This window comes from Amycolatopsis sp. NPDC049688, from assembly GCF_040674975.1.
Classification (GTDB): domain Bacteria; phylum Actinomycetota; class Actinomycetes; order Mycobacteriales; family Pseudonocardiaceae; genus Amycolatopsis.
This window is the reverse complement of sequence record NZ_JBFANY010000001.1, coordinates 275273-292953: the sequence shown is the minus strand read 5'-3', so window position 1 is coordinate 292953 and position 17681 is coordinate 275273. Positions and strand designations below refer to the sequence as shown.

General features: G+C 72.6%; 16 protein-coding genes. 9 read left to right on the top strand and 7 right to left on the bottom strand.

The features are described from left to right. Positions 1–5: 5 nt before the first annotated feature. The gene (locus tag AB0J55_RS01245; protein ID WP_364241028.1) at positions 6–698 is read right to left on the bottom strand and encodes an ANTAR domain-containing protein; all 693 of its coding nucleotides are present in this window, start codon (positions 696–698) and stop codon (positions 6–8) included. Between the two features lie 246 nt (positions 699–944). Continuing rightward, a complete protein-coding gene (locus AB0J55_RS01240) occupies positions 945–1874 on the bottom strand; it encodes a zinc-binding dehydrogenase (RefSeq protein ID WP_364241025.1) in 930 nt (309 codons plus the stop codon). Positions 1875–2010: 136 nt separating this feature from the next. Between AB0J55_RS01240 and AB0J55_RS01235 the strand changes: the two genes are divergently transcribed. Together AB0J55_RS01235 and AB0J55_RS01230 are read left to right on the top strand one after the other, a co-directional pair. Then, entirely contained in the window at positions 2011–2448 is a 438-nt protein-coding gene (locus tag AB0J55_RS01235; protein WP_364241022.1) for a PPOX class F420-dependent oxidoreductase, read from the top strand. A 13-nt stretch (positions 2449–2461) separates the two neighbouring features. Continuing rightward, on the top strand, positions 2462–3922 hold the full coding sequence (locus AB0J55_RS01230) for an aldehyde dehydrogenase family protein (RefSeq protein ID WP_364241019.1): 1461 nt from the start codon (positions 2462–2464) through the stop codon (positions 3920–3922). Between the two features lie 10 nt (positions 3923–3932). Here AB0J55_RS01230 and AB0J55_RS01225 read toward each other — a convergent pair whose 3' ends face one another. The 5 genes from AB0J55_RS01225 to AB0J55_RS01205 form a co-directional block, all read right to left on the bottom strand. Continuing rightward, on the bottom strand, positions 3933–5147 hold the full coding sequence (locus AB0J55_RS01225) for a zinc-dependent alcohol dehydrogenase (RefSeq protein ID WP_364241016.1): 1215 nt from the start codon (positions 5145–5147) through the stop codon (positions 3933–3935). A 68-nt stretch (positions 5148–5215) separates the two neighbouring features. After that, the gene (locus tag AB0J55_RS01220; protein ID WP_364241013.1) at positions 5216–7306 is read right to left on the bottom strand and encodes a xanthine dehydrogenase family protein molybdopterin-binding subunit; all 2091 of its coding nucleotides are present in this window, start codon (positions 7304–7306) and stop codon (positions 5216–5218) included. After that, entirely contained in the window at positions 7303–8307 is a 1005-nt protein-coding gene (locus AB0J55_RS01215; RefSeq protein WP_364241010.1) for a xanthine dehydrogenase family protein subunit M, read from the bottom strand. Before AB0J55_RS01215 ends, AB0J55_RS01220 begins: the two co-directional genes overlap by 4 nt. Further along, a complete protein-coding gene (locus tag AB0J55_RS01210; RefSeq protein ID WP_364241007.1) occupies positions 8304–8819 on the bottom strand; it encodes a (2Fe-2S)-binding protein in 516 nt (171 codons plus the stop codon). The genes AB0J55_RS01215 and AB0J55_RS01210 overlap by 4 nt, the downstream gene beginning before the upstream one ends. Before the next feature lie 278 nt (positions 8820–9097). Next, positions 9098–9439: a cyclophilin-like fold protein gene (locus AB0J55_RS01205; RefSeq protein WP_364241004.1), complete on the bottom strand. Its 342-nt coding sequence runs from the start codon at positions 9437–9439 to the stop codon at positions 9098–9100. Between the two features lie 290 nt (positions 9440–9729). Here AB0J55_RS01205 and AB0J55_RS01200 point away from each other — a divergent pair, with 290 nt between their 5' ends. The 7 genes from AB0J55_RS01200 to AB0J55_RS01170 all read left to right on the top strand — a co-directional run bounded on the left by AB0J55_RS01200 (position 9730) and on the right by AB0J55_RS01170 (position 17485). Continuing rightward, positions 9730–10638, top strand: coding sequence for a helix-turn-helix transcriptional regulator (locus AB0J55_RS01200; protein ID WP_364241001.1), 909 nt, complete (start codon positions 9730–9732; stop codon positions 10636–10638). A gap of 125 nt (positions 10639–10763) precedes the next feature. Next, positions 10764–11780 carry a zinc-dependent alcohol dehydrogenase family protein gene (locus tag AB0J55_RS01195; protein WP_364240998.1) on the top strand — a complete coding sequence of 339 codons (1017 nt, stop codon included), beginning with the start codon at positions 10764–10766 and terminating at the stop codon, positions 11778–11780. A gap of 72 nt (positions 11781–11852) precedes the next feature. Further along, positions 11853–13070: an MFS transporter gene (locus AB0J55_RS01190; RefSeq protein ID WP_364240995.1), complete on the top strand. Its 1218-nt coding sequence runs from the start codon at positions 11853–11855 to the stop codon at positions 13068–13070. 110 nt (positions 13071–13180) lie between these two features. Next, positions 13181–13801, top strand: a complete 621-nt coding sequence (locus AB0J55_RS01185; RefSeq protein ID WP_364240992.1) for a (2Fe-2S)-binding protein — start codon at positions 13181–13183, stop codon at positions 13799–13801. Between the two features lie 4 nt (positions 13802–13805). After that, a complete protein-coding gene (locus tag AB0J55_RS01180; protein ID WP_364240989.1) occupies positions 13806–14786 on the top strand; it encodes a xanthine dehydrogenase family protein subunit M in 981 nt (326 codons plus the stop codon). Further along, positions 14783–16978, top strand: a complete 2196-nt coding sequence (locus tag AB0J55_RS01175; protein ID WP_364240986.1) for a xanthine dehydrogenase family protein molybdopterin-binding subunit — start codon at positions 14783–14785, stop codon at positions 16976–16978. The genes AB0J55_RS01180 and AB0J55_RS01175 overlap by 4 nt, the downstream gene beginning before the upstream one ends. Before the next feature lie 99 nt (positions 16979–17077). Beyond that, positions 17078–17485 (top strand): cupin domain-containing protein, encoded by a 408-nt coding sequence (locus AB0J55_RS01170; protein ID WP_364240983.1) that lies wholly within the window; start codon positions 17078–17080, stop codon positions 17483–17485. The last annotated feature ends 196 nt before the right edge of the window (positions 17486–17681 follow it).

The following is a 17681-nucleotide window of genomic DNA, read 5'->3' as shown; positions in this document are numbered from 1 at the left end:
GGCGGTCACTCCGGTGGGGCGTCGAACCGGAGCTGGCGCAGCACGACCGCCCGCGCCACCTCGGTCAGCGGCAGCTGGTGGCTGAAGGCGTGCGCACGCAGGCGCAGCAGCGCGTCCTCCAGGCTCACCTGCAGCTCGGTCGCCAGCATGCCGGTGGCGATGTTGACGTCGTCGTAGAACCCGGCGGCCTCCGGGCCGCCGGCCGGCGCTCCGGCGCTGTCGGCCAGGAGGGCTGTCGTGGCCATTTCGGCCAGCAGGGCGGCGTCGGCCAGCTCGTCGGCCGCCAGGTCACCCGGTCGTCGCCGGTAGAGGTCGAGAGTGCCGATCCGGATGGCGCCGGCCTGCAGCGGGAAGGCGAAGATCGCCGCCGCTCCGGCCGCCAGCGCGCTGTCCAGCAGCCCGGGCCAGCGGTCCCCGTCCGCGTCCAGGTCGCCGACCAGAACCGGCGTGCCGTTCGTGAAGGCCTCCACCCCGGGACCTTCGCCGACGGTGTACTGCAGCTCTTCCAGCACCGCCACCCAGCCGCCGGTCGCCGCGGCCAGGTCCTGCACCCGGGAATCCGTGCGCACCGTGATCGCGGCGCCGTCGACGCCGGCCTCGGCCACCGCGACGGCGCACACCACCCCGGCCCACCCGGACCCGGCAGGCGCGCGCTCGCTGACCAGCCGCCAGAGCCGCTCACGGCGCCGATCGTCCACCGCCCGCTACCTCCGCACGTCCGGCGACCACAGGGCGGGAAGGCAGCCCGCCACGCCCCATCATCGCGCACGCACCGGTTCGCTGCCTCACCGTCGCCGGTCGACGTGCGAAGCGGGCACGACCGGCGGCCCCGCGGCGGCCCGGGCGAGCGCCCGCCGTGAGCCACGACGGGCTCCGCCTCGCTGAAGTCCACCGGGTGCGTCGGGTACCCCGCGTTGCCCGACGCACCCCGCGGTAACCCCCGATCAGGTGAGGTCGAGGATCGTTTTCCCGCGGCCGTGCCCGGAATCGAGCCGCTCGTGCGCTTCGCGCACCTGGTCCAGCGGCAGGACCTCGTCGACGACCGGCCGGGCCTGGCGGCGTTCGAACACCGGGGTCAGCTCTTCCAGCCGCCGGCGTTCCCGGGTGAGCATGATCCCGTGTAGCTGCTGGTTCCGCTGGTACAGCGGGCTCAGTTCCCCCTTGGGCGGCAGCACCGTGGCGATCCGGCCGAACGCGCGGGTCGCCGCGCAGCTCTTGACGAGGTTCTCCCCGCCGACGAGGTCCAGCACGGCGTCGACGCCTGTGCCGCCGGTGTGTGCCAACGCCACCTCGACCGGGTCGGCTTCGTGGTAGTCGATCGGCTCGGCGCCGAGGTCGCGCAGCAGGTCCTGGTTGCCCGGCCCCGCCGTGGCCAGCACCCGGGCGCCCGCGGCGATCGCGAACTGCACGGCGAAGGTGCCCACCCCGCCCGCGCCGGCGTGCACCAGCACCGTCTCCCCGGGACGGACCGCCAGCCGCCGGACGATCGCCTCCCACGCCGTGCCGCCGGCCAGCGGGATCGCCGCCGCTTCGATGTGGCTGAGCCCGCGTGGCTTGGGCGCGGCGATGGCCGCGGCCACGACGTTCAGCTCGGTGTAGCTGCCGAGCCTGCCCGCCATTTCCGGGGTGTAGAACACCTCGTCGCCCTTGGCGAACTCGGTCACGCCGGGGCCCACCGCCTCGACGACGCCGGAGACGTCGCCGCCCAGGACCGCGGGCAGTTCGAGGTCCGGGATCGCCACCCCCTGCCGGATCTTCGCCTCCACCGGGTTGGTCCCGGACGCGAACACCCGGACCAGGATCTCCCCCGGTCCCGGTTCCGGCCGGTCGACCTCTCGCAGCGTCAGGACGTCAGGGCCACCGAATTCCGTCATCACCACAGCTTGGACAGACATCTGGTCCGCGTACCCGGCAGCGGAGCGGGGAAACGACTTCCGTTTGCCACTCGCTCGTCCGGGTAGCCGCCCGGCGTGGCGTAGTGCGCGCCGCGTCCGATCGGAAGGAGCCGCCGTGCCCGCACGCACCGCCGATGGCCCGGAACTGCTGCCCGAGACCGAGGAACTGGCCACGGGCAAGAACTTCGCCGCGGTCACCACCGTCCTGCCCAGCGGGCGGCTGCAGACGCAGATGATCTGGGTCGACGTCGAGGACGGCGAAATCGTGCTCAACACCGAAACCCATCGCGTGAAGGCCCACAACGTCGCCCGCGACCCGCGGATCACCGTGCTCATCCGCGACGAAGCCAACCCCTACCGCTACGCCGAAGTCCGCGGCAAGGTGACCGGCGTCGAGAACGGCGAACGGGCCCGCCGCCAGGTCGACCGGCTCTCCCGCAAGTACACCGGCGAGGACTACCCGCCGGACAACATCAAGTCCGAGCGCGTCATCCTGCGCGTGACCCCGGAGCGGCAGACCTACATCGACCAGGCCAAGGGCATCGCCGACTGAAGGGGAACAGCACGTGGGACTGCTCGACGAACGCGAACACTGGTCCGGCCGGGTGTTCACCGGCGAATGGACGCGCACCGGCGGAACCACGACCTCGACCGAACCCGCCACCGGCGACGAACTCGGCCAGGTCGGCACGGCCACCGCCGAGGACCTCGCCCGCTCCGCGGCCGCCGCGGCCGAAAGCGCGCAGAACTGGGCACACGCCGGCTACCGGGAACGCGCCGCCGTCCTGCGCCGCGCCGCGGCCCTGTTCGAACAGCACCGCGACGAGATCGCCGGCTGGCTCACCCGCGAAGCCGGGAAAACGGCCACCGCCGTCGAACTCGAACTGAACCTCACCCTCGACGAGCTGCACGAGGCCGCGTCGCTGACGAGTGCGCCGTGGGGCACGCTGCTGCCCACCACCCAGGAGGGCCGCACCAGCATCGCCCGGCGCGTCCCCTTCGGCGTGGTCGCGGTGATCGCGCCGTGGAACTTCCCGCTCATCCTGGCCATGCGGTCGGTCGCCCCGGCCCTGGCGACCGGCAATGCCGTCGTGCTCAAGCCCGCCAGCGACACCGCGATCTGCTGCGGCGTCGTCATCGCCCGGCTCTTCGAAGAGGCCGGCCTGCCCCCGGGCGTGCTGCACATGCTGCCGGGCAAGGGCAGCGAGCTCGGCAACGCCGTCGCCGAAGACCCGCACATCGACATGATCTCCTTCACCGGCTCGACCCCGGTCGGGCGCGAACTGGCCAAGGCGGCGGCCGGCGGGTTCAAGAAGTTCGTGTCCGAACTGGGCGGCAACAACGCGTTCGTGGTGCTCGACGACGCCGACGTCCCGGCCGCCGCGGCCGCCGGCGCGTTCGGCAGCTTCGTCCACCAGGGTCAGGTCTGCATGGCCGTCGGCCGCCACCTCGTCGCCGAAAAGATCGCCGGCGCCTACGTCGACGAACTCGCCCGCATCGCCGACGGGCTGCGCGTCGGCGACCCCCGCGAAGACGTCGACCTGGGCCCGGTCATCAACTCCAGCCAGGCCGACCACATCGAATCCGTCGTCCAGCGGTCGGTCGACGCGGGCGCGAAGGTCGCCGCCGGCGGCCGTCACGACGGGCTGTTCGTCCGCCCGACCGTGCTCGCCGGCGTCACCCCCGACATGCCGGCGTTCACCGAAGAGATCTTCGGCCCGGTCGCCGTCGTCACCACGTTCAGCGACGACGACGAAGCCGTCCGCCTGGCCAACGCCACGCCCTACGGGCTCGTCGCCGGAGTCCACAGTGGAGCCGCCGCTCGCGCCCGCGCGGTCGGCGACCGGCTGCACGCCGGGATGGTGCACGTCAACGACCAGACGGTCAACGACGAAACCGTCGCACCCTTCGGCGGGATCGGCGAATCCGGCGGCAGCAGCCGGTTCGGTTCCTTCGTCAACCTCGACGAGTTCACCCGCTGGCAGTGGGTGACGGTCCGGGAAGAACAAAGCCGGCCACAGCTGTGAACAGGGGCTCTCAGGCCGACACGTCGAGGACGGTCTTGAGCCAGCCCTCTTCGCGCCGGTCGAACGTCTCGTACGCCTCGATCGCGTTCGCCGGCTCCTCGTGCTGGGTGATGAACGCCAGCGGGTCGACCGCCCCGGAGGCGACCATGCCGAGCAGCCGCGGCACGTACCGGCGGTGGTTGCAGTTGCCCAGCTTGATCGTGAGGTTGCGGTTCATCGCGTCCCCGAGCGGGAAGCGGTCGAAGCCGGGCGGGTAGACGCCGATCACGCCGATGGTGCCCGCCTTCGCGACGGCCTCCACCGCCCACCGCACCGCCAGGCTCGGCGCGTTCCCGGGCACCCACTGCTCCCCTGACGGCGACGCCTCCGGCGCGGCCTGCGCCTGCTCCTGCCCGAACTGCTCCGCCTGCTGCGCGAGCTGCTCGGCCGCGGGCCCGCCCGACGGCCGCTGGGCGTCCACGCCGACCGCGTCGATCACCCGATCCACCCCGATCCCGCCGGTCAGTTCCCGCACCACCGCGACCGGATCCTCACGGTTGAAGTCGACGGTTTCGGCGTTCTGCGCACGCGCTTTGTCCAGCCGTGACGGCAGCCCGTCGACGACGAACACCCGGCCCGCGCCCTGCCGCTTGGCCGAGGCGATCGCGAACTGCCCGACCACGCCGGCGCCCAGCACCAGCACGCTGTCGCCCTGGCCGACTTCGGCCAGCCGGGCACCGAACCACGCGGTCGGGAAGATGTCCGACACCAGGATCGCCTGGTCGTCGCTCACCACGTCCGGAACCCGAACCAGCGTCGTCATCGCGAACGGGATCCGCGCGTACTCCGCCTGCAGACCGTCCACCGGGCCGGTCGTCTCCGGGCCGCCGAAGAACGACGTCCCGGCCGACGGCCCGTTCGGGTTCGCGGTGTCGCACTGGGCGAAGTACCCGGCGCGGCAGTACGAGCACGTGCCGCACCCGATGGTCGAGGTCACCACCACCCGGTCACCCGGGGAGAAGCCGCGGACGGCCGGGCCGACCTCCTCCACCACCCCGACGGCCTCGTGACCCAGGATCGTCCCCGGCTGCATGCCCGGCATCGTGCCCCGGACCAGGTGCAGATCGGTGCCGCAGATCGCGCTGCGGGTGATGCGGACGATCGCGTCACTGGGCTCGAGGATCTTCGGATCGGGCACCTCGTCGATGCGGATGTCCCCGACGCCGTGCCAGACGACTGCCTTCACTGCTTCCTCCTCCGGTCGGAAGCCATCCGCGTACCCGGCCTCACCGCAGGTACACGCGTGGAGCGCGGTCAGGGCAGCGCGGGCAGCAGCGCGTCGAGGGTGATCGGCAGCTTCCGCACCCGGACGCCGGTCGCGTGGTACACCGCGTTCGCGACCGCCGCGGCGGTGCCGACGATGCCGATCTCGCCGATTCCCTTGGTACCCATCGGGTTCACGTGCGGGTCGTGCTCGTCGAGCCAGTCCGCGCGCAGGTCACCGACGTCGGCGTTGGTGGCGACGTGGTACTCGGCCAGGTCGTGGTTGACGACGTGCCCGGTGCGCGGGTCCAGGACGCTGTCCTCGAACAACGCCATCGACAACCCCATGGTCATCCCGCCGAGGAGCTGCGAGCGGGCGGTCACCGGGTTGACGATCCGGCCGGCCGCGAACGTGCCCCACAGCCGCGGGACGCGGATCTCACCGGTGTCGGCGTCCACCCGGACTTCGGCGAACTGCGCGCCGAACGCGTACATCGAGTACTGCTCCTCGGCGGGGTTCTCCGGGGTGTCCGCGGTGGCTTCGGCGCCCTCGCCCGGGTCGGCGCCGAACTTGTCTCGGAACGCCTTCGCCGCGGCGACGATCGCCGTGCCCCAGGAGGCGGTGCCCGACGAGCCACCGGCCACGGTCGCCTTCGGATAGCCGGTGTCGCCGATGCGCGCCTCGACGTCCGACGCAGGCACGCCGAGGGCGTCGGCGGCGATCTGCGGCAGGATCGTCCAGGCGCCCGTCCCGAGGTCGGCGGCACCGATCTCCACGACGTACCGGCCGCCTTCGAACCGGATCAGCGCGGTGGAGCCGGGCGAGCGTTTCGCCGGGTACACCGACGCCGCGACGCCGGTCCCGGTCAGCCACCGGCCGTCCCGGCGGACCCCCGGCCGCGGATCCCGGCCGGCCCAGCCGAAGCGCTCGGCGCCGGTGCGCAGGCAGGCGACGAGGTTGCGGCTGGAGAACGGCCGCCCGTTTTCCGGGTCGACGTCGGGTTCGTTGCGCACCCGCAGCTCGATCGGGTCCATGCCCAGCGCCACGGCGAGTTCGTCCATCGCGACCTCGGGCCCGAACATCCCCGGGCACTCCCCCGGCGCCCGCATCCACGACGGCACCGGCACGTCCAGCGCGGCCAGCCGGTGACTGGTGGCCCGGTTCGGCACCGCGTACATCATCCGCGCCGGCACCGCGGTCTGTTCGGCGAACTCCTTGATCCGGGACGTCTGCTCGACGACGTCGACCCGCAGCGCGCGCAGGCGCCCGTCGCCGTCGGCGCCGAGCCGGACCCGCTGGATGGTCGGCGTGCGGTACCCGGCGAGGGCGAACATCTGCTGCCGGGTCAGCGCGAGTTTGACCGGGCGGCCGGGCACCGCGCGCGCGGCCATCGCGGCGAGCACGACGTTCGCGTGCGGCGTGCCCTTCGAGCCGAACCCGCCGCCGACGTACGGGCAGCGGACCCGGACATTCTCCGTGGGCAGCCCGAACACCTCGGCGATCGTCGAACGCACCGGGTGGACACCCTGGGTGGAGTCCCACAGGCTGAGGGTTCCGTTGTCCCACAACGCGGTCGTCGCGTGCGGCTCCAGCGGGTTGTTGTGCTGCATCGCCGTCGTGTACGTCTCTTCGACGGTCACCTCCGCCCGGCCGAGCTCGGCGTCGGCGTCACCCTGCGCGGTGTCGGTCGGGAAGTCCGGGTTCACCGAGTCCGGCGCGTACAGGTCGGACCGGCCGGCGTCCAGCTCGACGTCGTGGGGCTCGGTTTCGTACTCGACCTCCACCAGCTCCGCGGCGTGGCGGGCGGTCTCCGGGGTCTCGGCGAGCACCAGCGCGACGACGTGGCCGCGGAAGGGCACCTCGGGGTCCTGCAGCACGGCGAGTTCGGCGTCGTCCGTGCTCGCCAGCCGCTCGGCAGTGAACGGCGTGAGGACGCGCGCGACACCTTCGACGGACTCCGCCGCCACGGTGGCGATCCGGGCGCAGCGGCCCCGGGCGATCGTGGCCTGCACCGGGTGGCAGTACAGCGGCCGGTCGGCCGGGGCTTCGAAGGCGTACGGCGCGGTGCCGGTGACCTTGGCCGGGCCGTCGCGGCGGGTGGCCGGGGTGCCGATGGCGTGCGGTTCGAGCAGCTCGGTCATCGCTTCGGCTCCTCGGTCGTCAGCTCGCGCAGCACCGCGGCGAGGGTGCGGCGCGCGAGCGGGATCTTGAACGCGTTGCCGCCGTCGACGCCCTCGAGCGCGCGGGCGCCGGCCAGCTCGGCGTCCGCGGCGGCACGGAACACCTCTTCCCCCGGCCGGGCGCCGCGCAGCACGGCTTCCGCTTCGGTGGCCCGCCAGGGTTTGTGCGCGACCCCGCCGAACGCGACGCGGACGTCGTCGATCATCCCGTCCACCAGGGACACTCCGGCCGCAACCGAAACCAGCGCGAACGCGTACGACGCCCGGTCGCGGACCTTGCGGTAGGCCGAGCGCCGCGACCACGGCACGGCGGGCAGGGTGAAGCCGGTGATCAGCTCGCCGTGCTCGAGCACGGTGTCGCGTTCCGGGTGGTCGCCGGGCAGCCGGTGCAGCTCGGTGAACGCGATCTCGCGCTCCCCGCCGGGTCCGGCGACGTGCACCCGGGCGTCGAGGACCGCCAGCGCGACCGCCAGGTCGGACGGGTGCGTGGCCACGCACCCCTCGGACGCGCCGAGGATCGCGTGCTGACGGGTAGCCCCGCCGATCGCCGAGCACCCGGACCCGGGTTCGCGCTTGTTGCACGGCGTCGTGACGTCCTGGAAGTACAGGCACCGCGTGCGCTGCACCGGGTTCCCGCCGGTCGTGGCCATGTTGCGCAGCTGCGCCGACGCACCGGACAACAGCGCTTCAGCCAATACGGGGTAGCGTTCGCGGACCGCGAGGTGGGCGGCCAGGTCGCTGTTGCGGACCCCGGCGCCGATGTACAGGCCACCGCCGTCCTCGCGGATCTCCTGGGCCAGCACGCCGGTGACGTCGACGACCCGGCCCGGCCGCGCCACCCCCAGCTTGAGGTGATCGACCAGGTTCGTGCCGCCACCCAGGAACACCGCGTCCGGCGTCCCCGCCACCGCCCGCACGGCCTCGGCCACCGTGGCCGGCTTGGCGAAGGTGAAGGTCTTCATCGCGACGCCCGGACGGCGGCGACGATCCCGGCGTAGGCCCCGCAGCGGCAGAGGTTGCCGCTCATCCGTTCGGCGATCTCCGCATCGGACCACTGCGGCGCGGCGCTGACCGGCGACGTGACGTGGCTGGGCGCGCCGTCGGCGAACTCGGCCAGCAGCCCGGCGGCCGAGCAGACCTGCCCCGGCGTGCAGTACCCGCACTGGAACGCGTCGTTGTCGAGGAACGCCTGCTGGATCGGGTGCAGGTCGCCGTCGCGGGCCAGGCCGGCCGCCGTCGTGACGTCCGCGCCGTCGCAGGTCACGGCGAGGATCAGGCAGGACAGCACCCGGCGGCCGCCGACGAGGACGGTGCAGGCGCCGCACTGGCCGTGGTCGCAGCCCTTCTTCGCGACCGGCTCACCCAGCTGGTCGCGGATCAGGTCCAGCAGCGTGCGTCGCGGATCCACCGCCAGCCGGTGCTCGGTGCCGTCGACCCGCAGCTCGATCTCGGGTCCGGGGCTTTCGGTCGCCATGGGGTCGCCTCTCCGTCGGAGGCATTCCGCATACCCGTCGAGGCCCGGACGAAACGGCGGGGGCGGACCCATTCCTCGTTGGCTTCCTGCGGGCAGGCGATCGCACGGGCCTGGAGAGGCCGCTGGTCCGAGTCGGGCAGGCGTGGCTCGATCGAGCTGACGGGTGACCGACAGCGCCCGGCCGCCCAGCGTCCTCTGTGGACGGCCCATGGGGACGGTGGCGCACGGAGGTACTCGCGCAAGCGCACGCCGGCCGTGACAAGCCGTACAGTTGCCGTTCAGCGTTCGATGGTGACCCGGCCGGCCGTGGCGAGCACCTCGGCGCCGCCTTCGGCCAGGCGGCCGAGGATGACCACGCCGTCCGCGCGGGGAGCGTTGCGGTAGTAGATGGCCAGATTGCCCCAGGGGGCGTAGAAAGCGAGATCGCCGGCTTTCGGTTCGGCGCTTCGCGGAGCACCGGCGGTGGAGAGGGGCCGGGGCAGGTCGGAGATCCGCTCCGTCTCGTGGAAGTCGCTCAGGTTCAGGGTGAGCGGGAGCAGGGCGGCGAAGTCGCGAGCGGCCGCGCTGTCGTTCAGCGTCGCGTCGACGGCGCGTCCGTCGGCGGTGAGGCGGATGTTCACGGTGGTACTGCTTCCGGTCGTGGGGGCGGGGGTCGTCGAGGGCGCCTGAGGTGCCGGCGACGGCGGTGTTCCGGCGCTGCAGGCCACCGCGGCCAGCAGAACGGTCGCCGGGACCGCGCGGCTGAGGATCACCAGACCTCCCGGTCGGTTCACGTTGAAGGCCGGCCTCACGAATCAGCCGGGCTTGTCGCTTCCCAGGGAACCAGAGGCTCGCGGGTGTCGGGAGGTTCTCCCGAAAGGTGTACTGGCAGAGCACCCTTCCCCCAGCTGGGCAGACCTATGGTGATGAGGTGGACAATCGTCAGGAAGTCCGCGAGTTCCTCGTCTCGCGGCGCGCCAAGATCACCCCGGAGCAGGCCGGGCTGCCCACCGGGAGCAACCGCCGGGTGCCGGGTCTGCGCCGCAGTGAGGTCGCCATGCTGGCCGATGTCAGCGTCGAGTACTACGCGAAGCTCGAACGGGGGAACCTCGCGGGTGTCTCGCCGTCCGTGCTGGACGCGGTGGCCCGGGCTCTGCAGCTCGACGACGCCGAGCGGGCCCATTTGCTCGCCCTCGCCCGCGCCGCCGACGGCACCAGCGCGATCCTGCGCCGGCGGGCGAAGAGCAAGCACTGGACCCCGCGCCGCAGCCTGCAATGGGTCCTCGACGCGGTCACCGACGGACCGGCGTTCGTCCGGAACGGACGGATGGACCTGCTGGCGGCGAACCGGCTGGCGCGGGCGTTCTACTCCGAGGTGTACGCGAGCCCGCAGCAGCCGCCGAACATCGCCCGGTTCCAGTTCCTGGACCCGGCGTCGCACCGGTTCTACCCGGACTGGAGCTCCTTCGCCGACGTCTGCGTCGAGATCCTGCACATCGAAGCCGGCCGCAATCCGCACGACAAAGGCCTGCACGACCTGGTCGGGGAACTGTCGACCCGCAGCGAGGAGTTCCGCACACGGTGGGGCGCGCACAACGTCCGCCACCACGGCAGCGGGTCGAAGACCTTCCACCACCCCGTGGTCGGGACGCTCACCCTCGCCTACGAAGGCCTTGAACTGGCCGCCGAACCCGGACTCACCCTCACGGTCTACACCGCGGAGCCCGGCTCACCGTCGGACGAGGCACTGCGGTTGCTCTCGTCCTGGGCGGCGACACAGGAGTCCGAGCACTCCGCTGTGGACAGTGGCCGGTCCGCGCACCCCGGTTCGCCGGCGTAACCCACACGGTGGGGTGCACTACCGGTACACCCTCCGTCAGTGACTCGCCCGCGGCGCGAAAGAGCGGTTGCCTGGACGCAGGGGCCGTCCGGTCCCGCCACCGTCCACTGTGCGAGGAGTCCACCATGCGCGGAGCTGTCATCCACGCCCCCGGCGACGTGCGTTTCGAACAGCTCGACGACCCGAAGATCGAGCAGCCGACCGACGCGATCATCCGCACCGTCCTCACCTGCGTGTGCGGCTCGGACCTGTGGCCCTACCGCGGCCTCGAACCGATCGGCGACCCGCACCCGATGGGACACGAGTACGTCGGCATCGTCGAAGACGTCGGCAGCGAGGTGACCGCGGTCAAGCCCGGCCAGTTCGTGGTCGGCTCCTTCGCCACCTCCGACAACACCTGCGCGAACTGCCGCAACGGCTGGCAGTCCTCGTGCCTGCACCGCGAGTTCATGAGCACGTGCCAGGCCGGCTACGTCCGCATCCCCCACGCCCAGGGCACCCTGGTCGCCACCGCCGAGCACCCGGACGAGGAGTTCCTGCCCAGCCTGCTCGCCGTGTCCGACGTCATGGGCACCGGCTGGTACGCCGCCCTCGCCGCCGAGGTGAAGCCCGGCGACACCGCCGTCGTCGTCGGTGACGGCGCGGTCGGGCTGTGCGGCGTCATCGCGGCCAAAGAACTCGGCGCCGAGCGCGTCATCGCCATGAGCCGCCACGAATCCCGGCAGAAACTGGCCACCGGGTTCGGCGCCACCGACATCGTCACCGAACGCGGCGACGACGGCGTGGCCCGCATCAAGGACCTCACCGGCGGCATCGGCGCCGACGCGGTGCTGGAATGCGTCGGCACGGCCGAGTCCATGCAGCAGGCCCTGCACGCCACCCGGCCCGGCGGCAACGTCGGCTTCGTCGGCGTCCCGCACGACGTGCAGATCGCCGGGGAAGAGCTGTTCTTCTCCCACGTCGGCCTGCGCGGCGGCCCGGCGCCCGTGCGCCGCTTCCTGCCCGACCTGATCGACCGGGTCCTCGGCGGCCGCATCGACCCCGGCAAGGTCTTCGACCTCACCCTGCCCCTGGAGCAGGTCGCCGAGGGCTACCGGGCCATGGACGAGCGCCGCGCCATCAAGGCCCTGCTCACCCCCTGAACCGAACCACACCCGGCCCGGGCCGCAGCGACGACGGTGCGGCCCGCGGCCGGCAACCCGAGGAGAACCACCATGCACACCGGGACCACTCCCGGCCGGTTGCCCGCCGTCGTCCGGGTGCTCGCCGCCGGCACGTTCCTGATGGGAACCACCGAGTTCGTGATCGCCGGCCTGCTGCCGGAACTGGCCGGCGACCTCGGCGTCAGCGTCTCGCAGGCCGGCCTGCTGATCACCGCCTTCGCCATCGGCATGATCATCGGCTCACCCACCATGGCCCTGGCCACCCTGCGGCTGCCCCAGCGCCGGACGCTCGTCCTGGCACTGGCCGTGTTCAGCCTCGGGCACGTCGTCGCGGCCCTCAGCGGGTCCTTCGCCATCATCCTCGCCGCCCGCGTCGTCACCGCGCTGGCCACCGGGGCGTTCTGGTCGGTCGGCTTCGTCGTCGCCACCGCCGCGGCCGGCCCGCGGAACTCGACGCGCGCCATCGGCGTCATGATGGGCGGCTTGACCCTGGCGAACGTCGTCGGCGTGCCGATCGGCGCCTTCGCGGGCCAGGTCACCGGGTGGCGCGGCCCGTTCTGGGCGCTGGCGGCGCTCTCGGCGCTGGCCGCCGCGGTCGTCGGCCGGTTCATCCCCACCGGCGAGCAGCGCGCCGAGGTCTCCGTCCGAGCCGAACTCCGGGCGCTGCGCCAGGGCCGGCTGTGGCTGGCCCTCGCCGCCGCGATGCTGATCATGGGCGGCGTCCTGGCCGCCTACAGCTACCCCACCCCGCTGCTGACCGGCCGCGCCGGCATCCCGGCCGGCGCCGTCCCGCTCGCCCTCATCGCCTTCGGCGCCGGCGCCCTCGGCGGCACCACCGCCGGCGGCCGCCTCGGCGACCGGCACCCGATGGCGACCACGATCACCGCGGCCGCGGTCACCGCCGTGGTCCTGTTCCTGCTGATCCCCCTGTCCACCAGTCCCGGCGTGGCCGTCGTCCTCGTGTTCCTGATGGCCTTGACCGGGTTCACGGTCAACCCGGTCGTCACGGCGCTTGCCGTCCGCTACGCCGGTGACGCGCCCACCCTGACCTCCGCGCTGAGCACGTCGGCCTTCAACACCGGCATCGCCGCCGGAACCGCCGTCGCGGGGACGGCCTTGGACTCGCTCGGGGTGACCGGACCACCCCTGGTCGGGGCGATCACCGCCGCCCTCACCCTGCTGCCCCTCACCGCACTGGCCGTCCGCTCCCGCCGCACGAAGCCGACGGGCCTCGACCACGAAAAGGAGGAGGTCGCCGTACCGTGCTGACCGGGCCGACCGACCAAGATACCGATCATCCACCTGCGTTACGAGGTACTGCCGGTACACCCCCTGCCAGTGACTCCCGTCCCGCGCGGGCACCTGGTGTGCTCGCCCCCATGGTCTCCGAAAATCCCCAGCCACCGGACAGCGCCGAAGAGCCGCCTGCGGCCCTCTCCCGGCGGACGTTCATCGCCGCCTCGGCCGTGAGCGGCGCCGCCGCCGTGGCCGGACCGGCGCTGCTGGGCGCCGAAACCGCCGCCGCTGCCGACGCGTCGAGCAGCCGGGTTTCCCTGACCGTCAACGGAACCCGGCGCACGGTGACCGTGGACAACCGGACCTCGCTGCTGGACCTGCTGCGGGAGCACTTCGGGCTGACCGGGACGAAGAAGGGGTGCGACGCCGGTGCTTGCGGCGCGTGCACGGTTCTCGTCGACGGCCGGCGGGTCAACGGCTGCCTGACCCTGGCGGTGCGGCTGGACGGCGCGCAGGTCACCACCGTCGAAGGCCTGTCCCCCGGCGACGACGGGCCGCTGCACCCGCTGCAGCAGGCGTTCGTCGACCAGGACGCGTTCCAGTGCGGGTACTGCACCCCCGGGCAGATCATGTCCGGCCTCGGCTGCATGCAGGAGGGTCACACCGGGTCTCCGGAGGAGATCCGGGAGTGGATGAGCGGCAACATCTGCCGCTGCGGCTGCTACGTCAAGATCGTCAAAGCCATCCAGCAGGCGGGGAGCTGACCCGATGGAGTCCTTCTCCTACACCAAGGTCTCCGACATCCGGGCCGCCGTCGCGGCCGGGCAGCGCGGCGGCCGGTTCATCGCCGGCGGTACGACGCTGGTCGACCTGATGCGCGAGACCGTGGAACGCCCGGGCTCGCTGGTCGACATCGCCCCGCTGCCGCTCACCGGCATCTCGCTCACCCCGGGCGGCGGCCTGCGGATCGGCGCGCTCGTGCGGATGGCCGATGCCGCCGCCGACCCGCGGGTCCGCAGCGCCTTCCCGGTCGTCTCGGAAGCCCTGGAGCTGAGTGCGTCCGCGCAGCTGCGCAACATGGCCACCATCGGCGGCAACATCATGCAGCGCACCCGCTGCCCCTACTTCCGGGACGTGACCGCGCTTTGCAACAAGCGTGAACCGGGCTCGGGCTGCGCCGCCCTCGACGGCTACAACCGAAGCCACGCCATCCTCGGCGGCTCCGAAACATGTGTCGCCACGCACCCGTCGGACGTCGCTGTCGCCTTCGCCGCGCTGGAGGCGGCCGTGCACCTGCAGGGTCCCGGCGGGGAACGCGCGGTTCCCTTCGCCGGCTTCCTTCTGCAGCCGGGCAGTACCCCGGACCGGGAACAGGCCCTGCGGCCGGGCGAGCTGATCACCGCCGTGGAACTCCCGGCACTTCCGCGCCCGTCGCGGTCGGGCTATTTGAAGGTGCGGGACCGGCAGAGCTACGAATTCGCGCTGACCTCCGCGGCCGTGGCGCTGTCGATCCAGGCCGGGGTGATCCGCGCGGCGAAAGTCGCGGCCGGCGGGGTCGGCACCGTCCCGTGGAAACTGCCCGCTGTCGAGCGGTACCTGCTGGGCAAGCGGCCGTCGGACTCGCTGTGGGCCGAGGCCGCGCAGCGAGCGGCGGACGGCGCCCATCCGCTGCGGCACAACGGGTTCAAGGTCGAGTTGCTCAAGCGCACGGTCGAACGCCAGCTGCGCGTCGTGGGAGGCACCCGATGACCCAGCCCCGAACCGCCGTCGGCACCCCGCAGTCCCGGGTGGACGGACGGCTCAAGGTGACCGGGCGCGCGCTCTACGCCGCCGACCACCCGACGAACGGCGTCCTGTACGCCGCCGTGATCGACAGCAGCGTCGGACGCGGGCGCGTCACGGGCATCGACGACCGCGCCGCCCGCGCCCACCCCGGCGTCCAACGGGTGATCAGCCACCTCAACGCGCCGCGCCTGCCCTATCTGGACAATCCGGGGTCGAACAACCCGGCGCCCAACTCGCGGCTCCGGGTCTTCCAGGACGACCGGGTCCGGTTCTTCGGCCAGCCGGTCGCCGTCGTGGTCGCCACCACCCACGAAGCCGCCCAGCAAGGCGCACGTCTGGTGCAGGTGTCCTACACGGCCGAGCAGCCGGTAACCGACTTGTCCACCGCCCCGGCCGACCCGCCGGCGACCTACGCCCGTGGGGACGCCGAGAAAGCGCTGGGCACGGCGCAGGTCCGGCTGGAAATGGTCTACCGGACCGCCCGCAACCACCACAACCCCATGGAACCGCACGCCACCATCGCCCGCTGGGACGGCGGCCGGCTCACCGTGTGGGACAAGACCCAGTGGGTGGTGGGCGGCACGCAGCAGGAACTCGCCGCCGTGTTCGGCATCCCGCAGACCTCGGTCCGGGTCATCTCACCGTTCGTCGGCGGCGCGTTCGGCAGCGGGCTGCGGGCCTGGCCGCACAGCACCATCGCCGCGCTCGCCGCCCGCGAAACCGGCCGCCCGGTCAAGCTGGTCATGACGCGCAGGCAACTGTACTTCGGCACCGGCTTCCGCCCCGCGTACTCCTACCGGCTGCGGCTCGGCAGCGACCGCACCGGGCGGCTCACCGCGATGACGCACGACATCCGCGGCGAAACGTCCAGCTACGAGACGTTCACCGAAGCGATGCTGGCGCCGGGTCAGATGCTCTACTCCATGCCGAACGTCCGCCAGGCGTACTCGACCGTGCCCCTGGACGTGAACACCCCCATCTGGATGCGCGGCCCCGGCTACGCCTCCGCCGCCCTCGTCATCGAATCCGCGATGGACGAACTCGCGCACCAGCTCGGCCTCGACCCCGTCGAACTGCGCAAGCGCAACGAACCGGCGGCCGACGAATCCACCGGGCAGCCGTTCTCGACCCGCCGGCTTCGCGAGTGCTACGACGTCGGCGCCCGGGAGTTCGGCTGGCACCGCCGGAGCCCCAGGCCGGGCGCCACTCGCGACGGCGACTGGCTGATCGGCACCGGCATGGCCGCCGCGGTCTACGACACTGCCCGCGCTCCCGCCCAGGCCCACGTCCGGCTGAACGCCGACGGCACCGCGCTGGTCCAGTCCGCGACCAGCGACATGGGTCCCGGCACCTACACCTCCATGCCCCAGGTCGCCGCCGACGCACTCGGCCTGACCATGGACACCGTCCGGTTCCGGCTCGGCGACTCGCTCATGCCGCCGACCCCGCCCCACGGCGGCTCGATGACCATGGCCAGCGTCGGCTCCGCCGTCCAGGACGGCTGCGACAAGGTCCGCCGCCAAGCGATCACGCTCGCGGTCAACGACCCGCGATCCCCCTTGCACGGCGTCGATCCCGACGACGTCATCGTCCGCAAAGGACGGCTGCACCCGAAGAGCGACCCGACCCGCGGCGAGACGTACCACCAACTGCTGGCCCGCGCCGGCCGCGATCACCTCGAAGTGATCGGATCCTGGGCACCGTCGGAGGAGAACCGGTTCTCCATGTACGGCTACGGCGCCGTGTTCGCCGAAGTCGCCGTCGACGCCCGCCTCGGCCTGGTCCGCATCCGGCGCCTGCTCGGCGTCTACGACGCAGGCCGCATCGTCAACCCCAAGCTCGCCGACAGCCAGGCCCTCGGCGGCATGGTCGGCGGCATCGGCGCCGCTCTGCTGGAGCACACCGTCACCGACCCGCGCGACGGCCGCATCGTCAACGCCAACCTCGCCGACTACCTCGTCCCCGTCAACGCCGACATCCGGGATCTCCGCGCGATCTACCTCGACGGCGAAGACCGCGAAGCCGACCCCCTCGGGGTGAAGGGACTGGCCGAGCTCGTCCTGGTCGGCGTGGCCCCGGCGATCGCCAACGCGGTGTTCAACGCCACCGGACGACGCATTCGCGATTTCCCGATCACCGCCGACGCCCCGCTGTAGCCGCTGATCCTGGCCCGGCGGGTGACCAGGAAGGCGCGGACCTCGGTGCGCTGGCCTACGTACTCGCACCACCAGGACAAGATCGACGAAAGGAACACCGTGGACTTCATCCCCGTCAACGACACCGTCAAGACCCCGGCCGAGCGCTTCACCGGCGACGTCTACCTCACCATGATCAAAGCGCCCGAGCCCCCGTCCCGCCTGGTCGCCTCCCTGGTCCGGTTCACCCCCGGCGCCCGCACCAACTGGCACTCCCACGCCGTCGGGCAGACCCTGCACGTCACCGACGGCGTCGGCCTCGTCGTCAACCGCGACGGCCAGGTCATCCGCATGCGCGCCGGCGACACCGTCTGGACCCCGCCCGGCGAGGAGCACTGGCACGGCGGCACCAGCACCACCTGCATGAGCCACCTCGCCATGCTGGAGGGCCCCGAAGACGGCGGCGACGGCACCACCTGGCTCGAACCCGTCACCGACCAGCAGTACCAGGACGCCCACCGGCCGTAACCGTGGAGGCCCGCACGACCAGCTCCGGAGAACTCGACCTGCGGCCGGGGCACGTCCACGCCGCCGCGACGCCGCCCGAGCCGAGCGCGTCGATTTCCGCGAAGAGCAGGTCGGCCGCCGCGGCACCCAGCTCGGCGTCCGGACGCCGGTGAGCGCGACAGCCCGGTCGGCTTCGTCGGCTGCCCACCGAGCCGCA

Coding starts and splice junctions, on each gene's coding strand:
- AB0J55_RS01195 (WP_364240998.1), top strand. CDS start 10,764: ATGCGCGGAGCTGTCATCCACGCCCCCGGCGACGTGCGTTTCGAACAG.
- AB0J55_RS01190 (WP_364240995.1), top strand. CDS start 11,853: ATGCACACCGGGACCACTCCCGGCCGGTTGCCCGCCGTCGTCCGGGTG.
- AB0J55_RS01175 (WP_364240986.1), top strand. CDS start 14,783: ATGACCCAGCCCCGAACCGCCGTCGGCACCCCGCAGTCCCGGGTGGAC.
- AB0J55_RS01210 (WP_364241007.1), bottom strand. CDS start 8,819: ATGGCGACCGAAAGCCCCGGACCCGAGATCGAGCTGCGGGTCGACGGC.
- AB0J55_RS01185 (WP_364240992.1), top strand. CDS start 13,181: ATGGTCTCCGAAAATCCCCAGCCACCGGACAGCGCCGAAGAGCCGCCT.
- AB0J55_RS01240 (WP_364241025.1), bottom strand. CDS start 1,874: ATGACGGAATTCGGTGGCCCTGACGTCCTGACGCTGCGAGAGGTCGAC.
- AB0J55_RS01215 (WP_364241010.1), bottom strand. CDS start 8,307: ATGAAGACCTTCACCTTCGCCAAGCCGGCCACGGTGGCCGAGGCCGTG.
- AB0J55_RS01220 (WP_364241013.1), bottom strand. CDS start 7,306: ATGACCGAGCTGCTCGAACCGCACGCCATCGGCACCCCGGCCACCCGC.
- AB0J55_RS01180 (WP_364240989.1), top strand. CDS start 13,806: ATGGAGTCCTTCTCCTACACCAAGGTCTCCGACATCCGGGCCGCCGTC.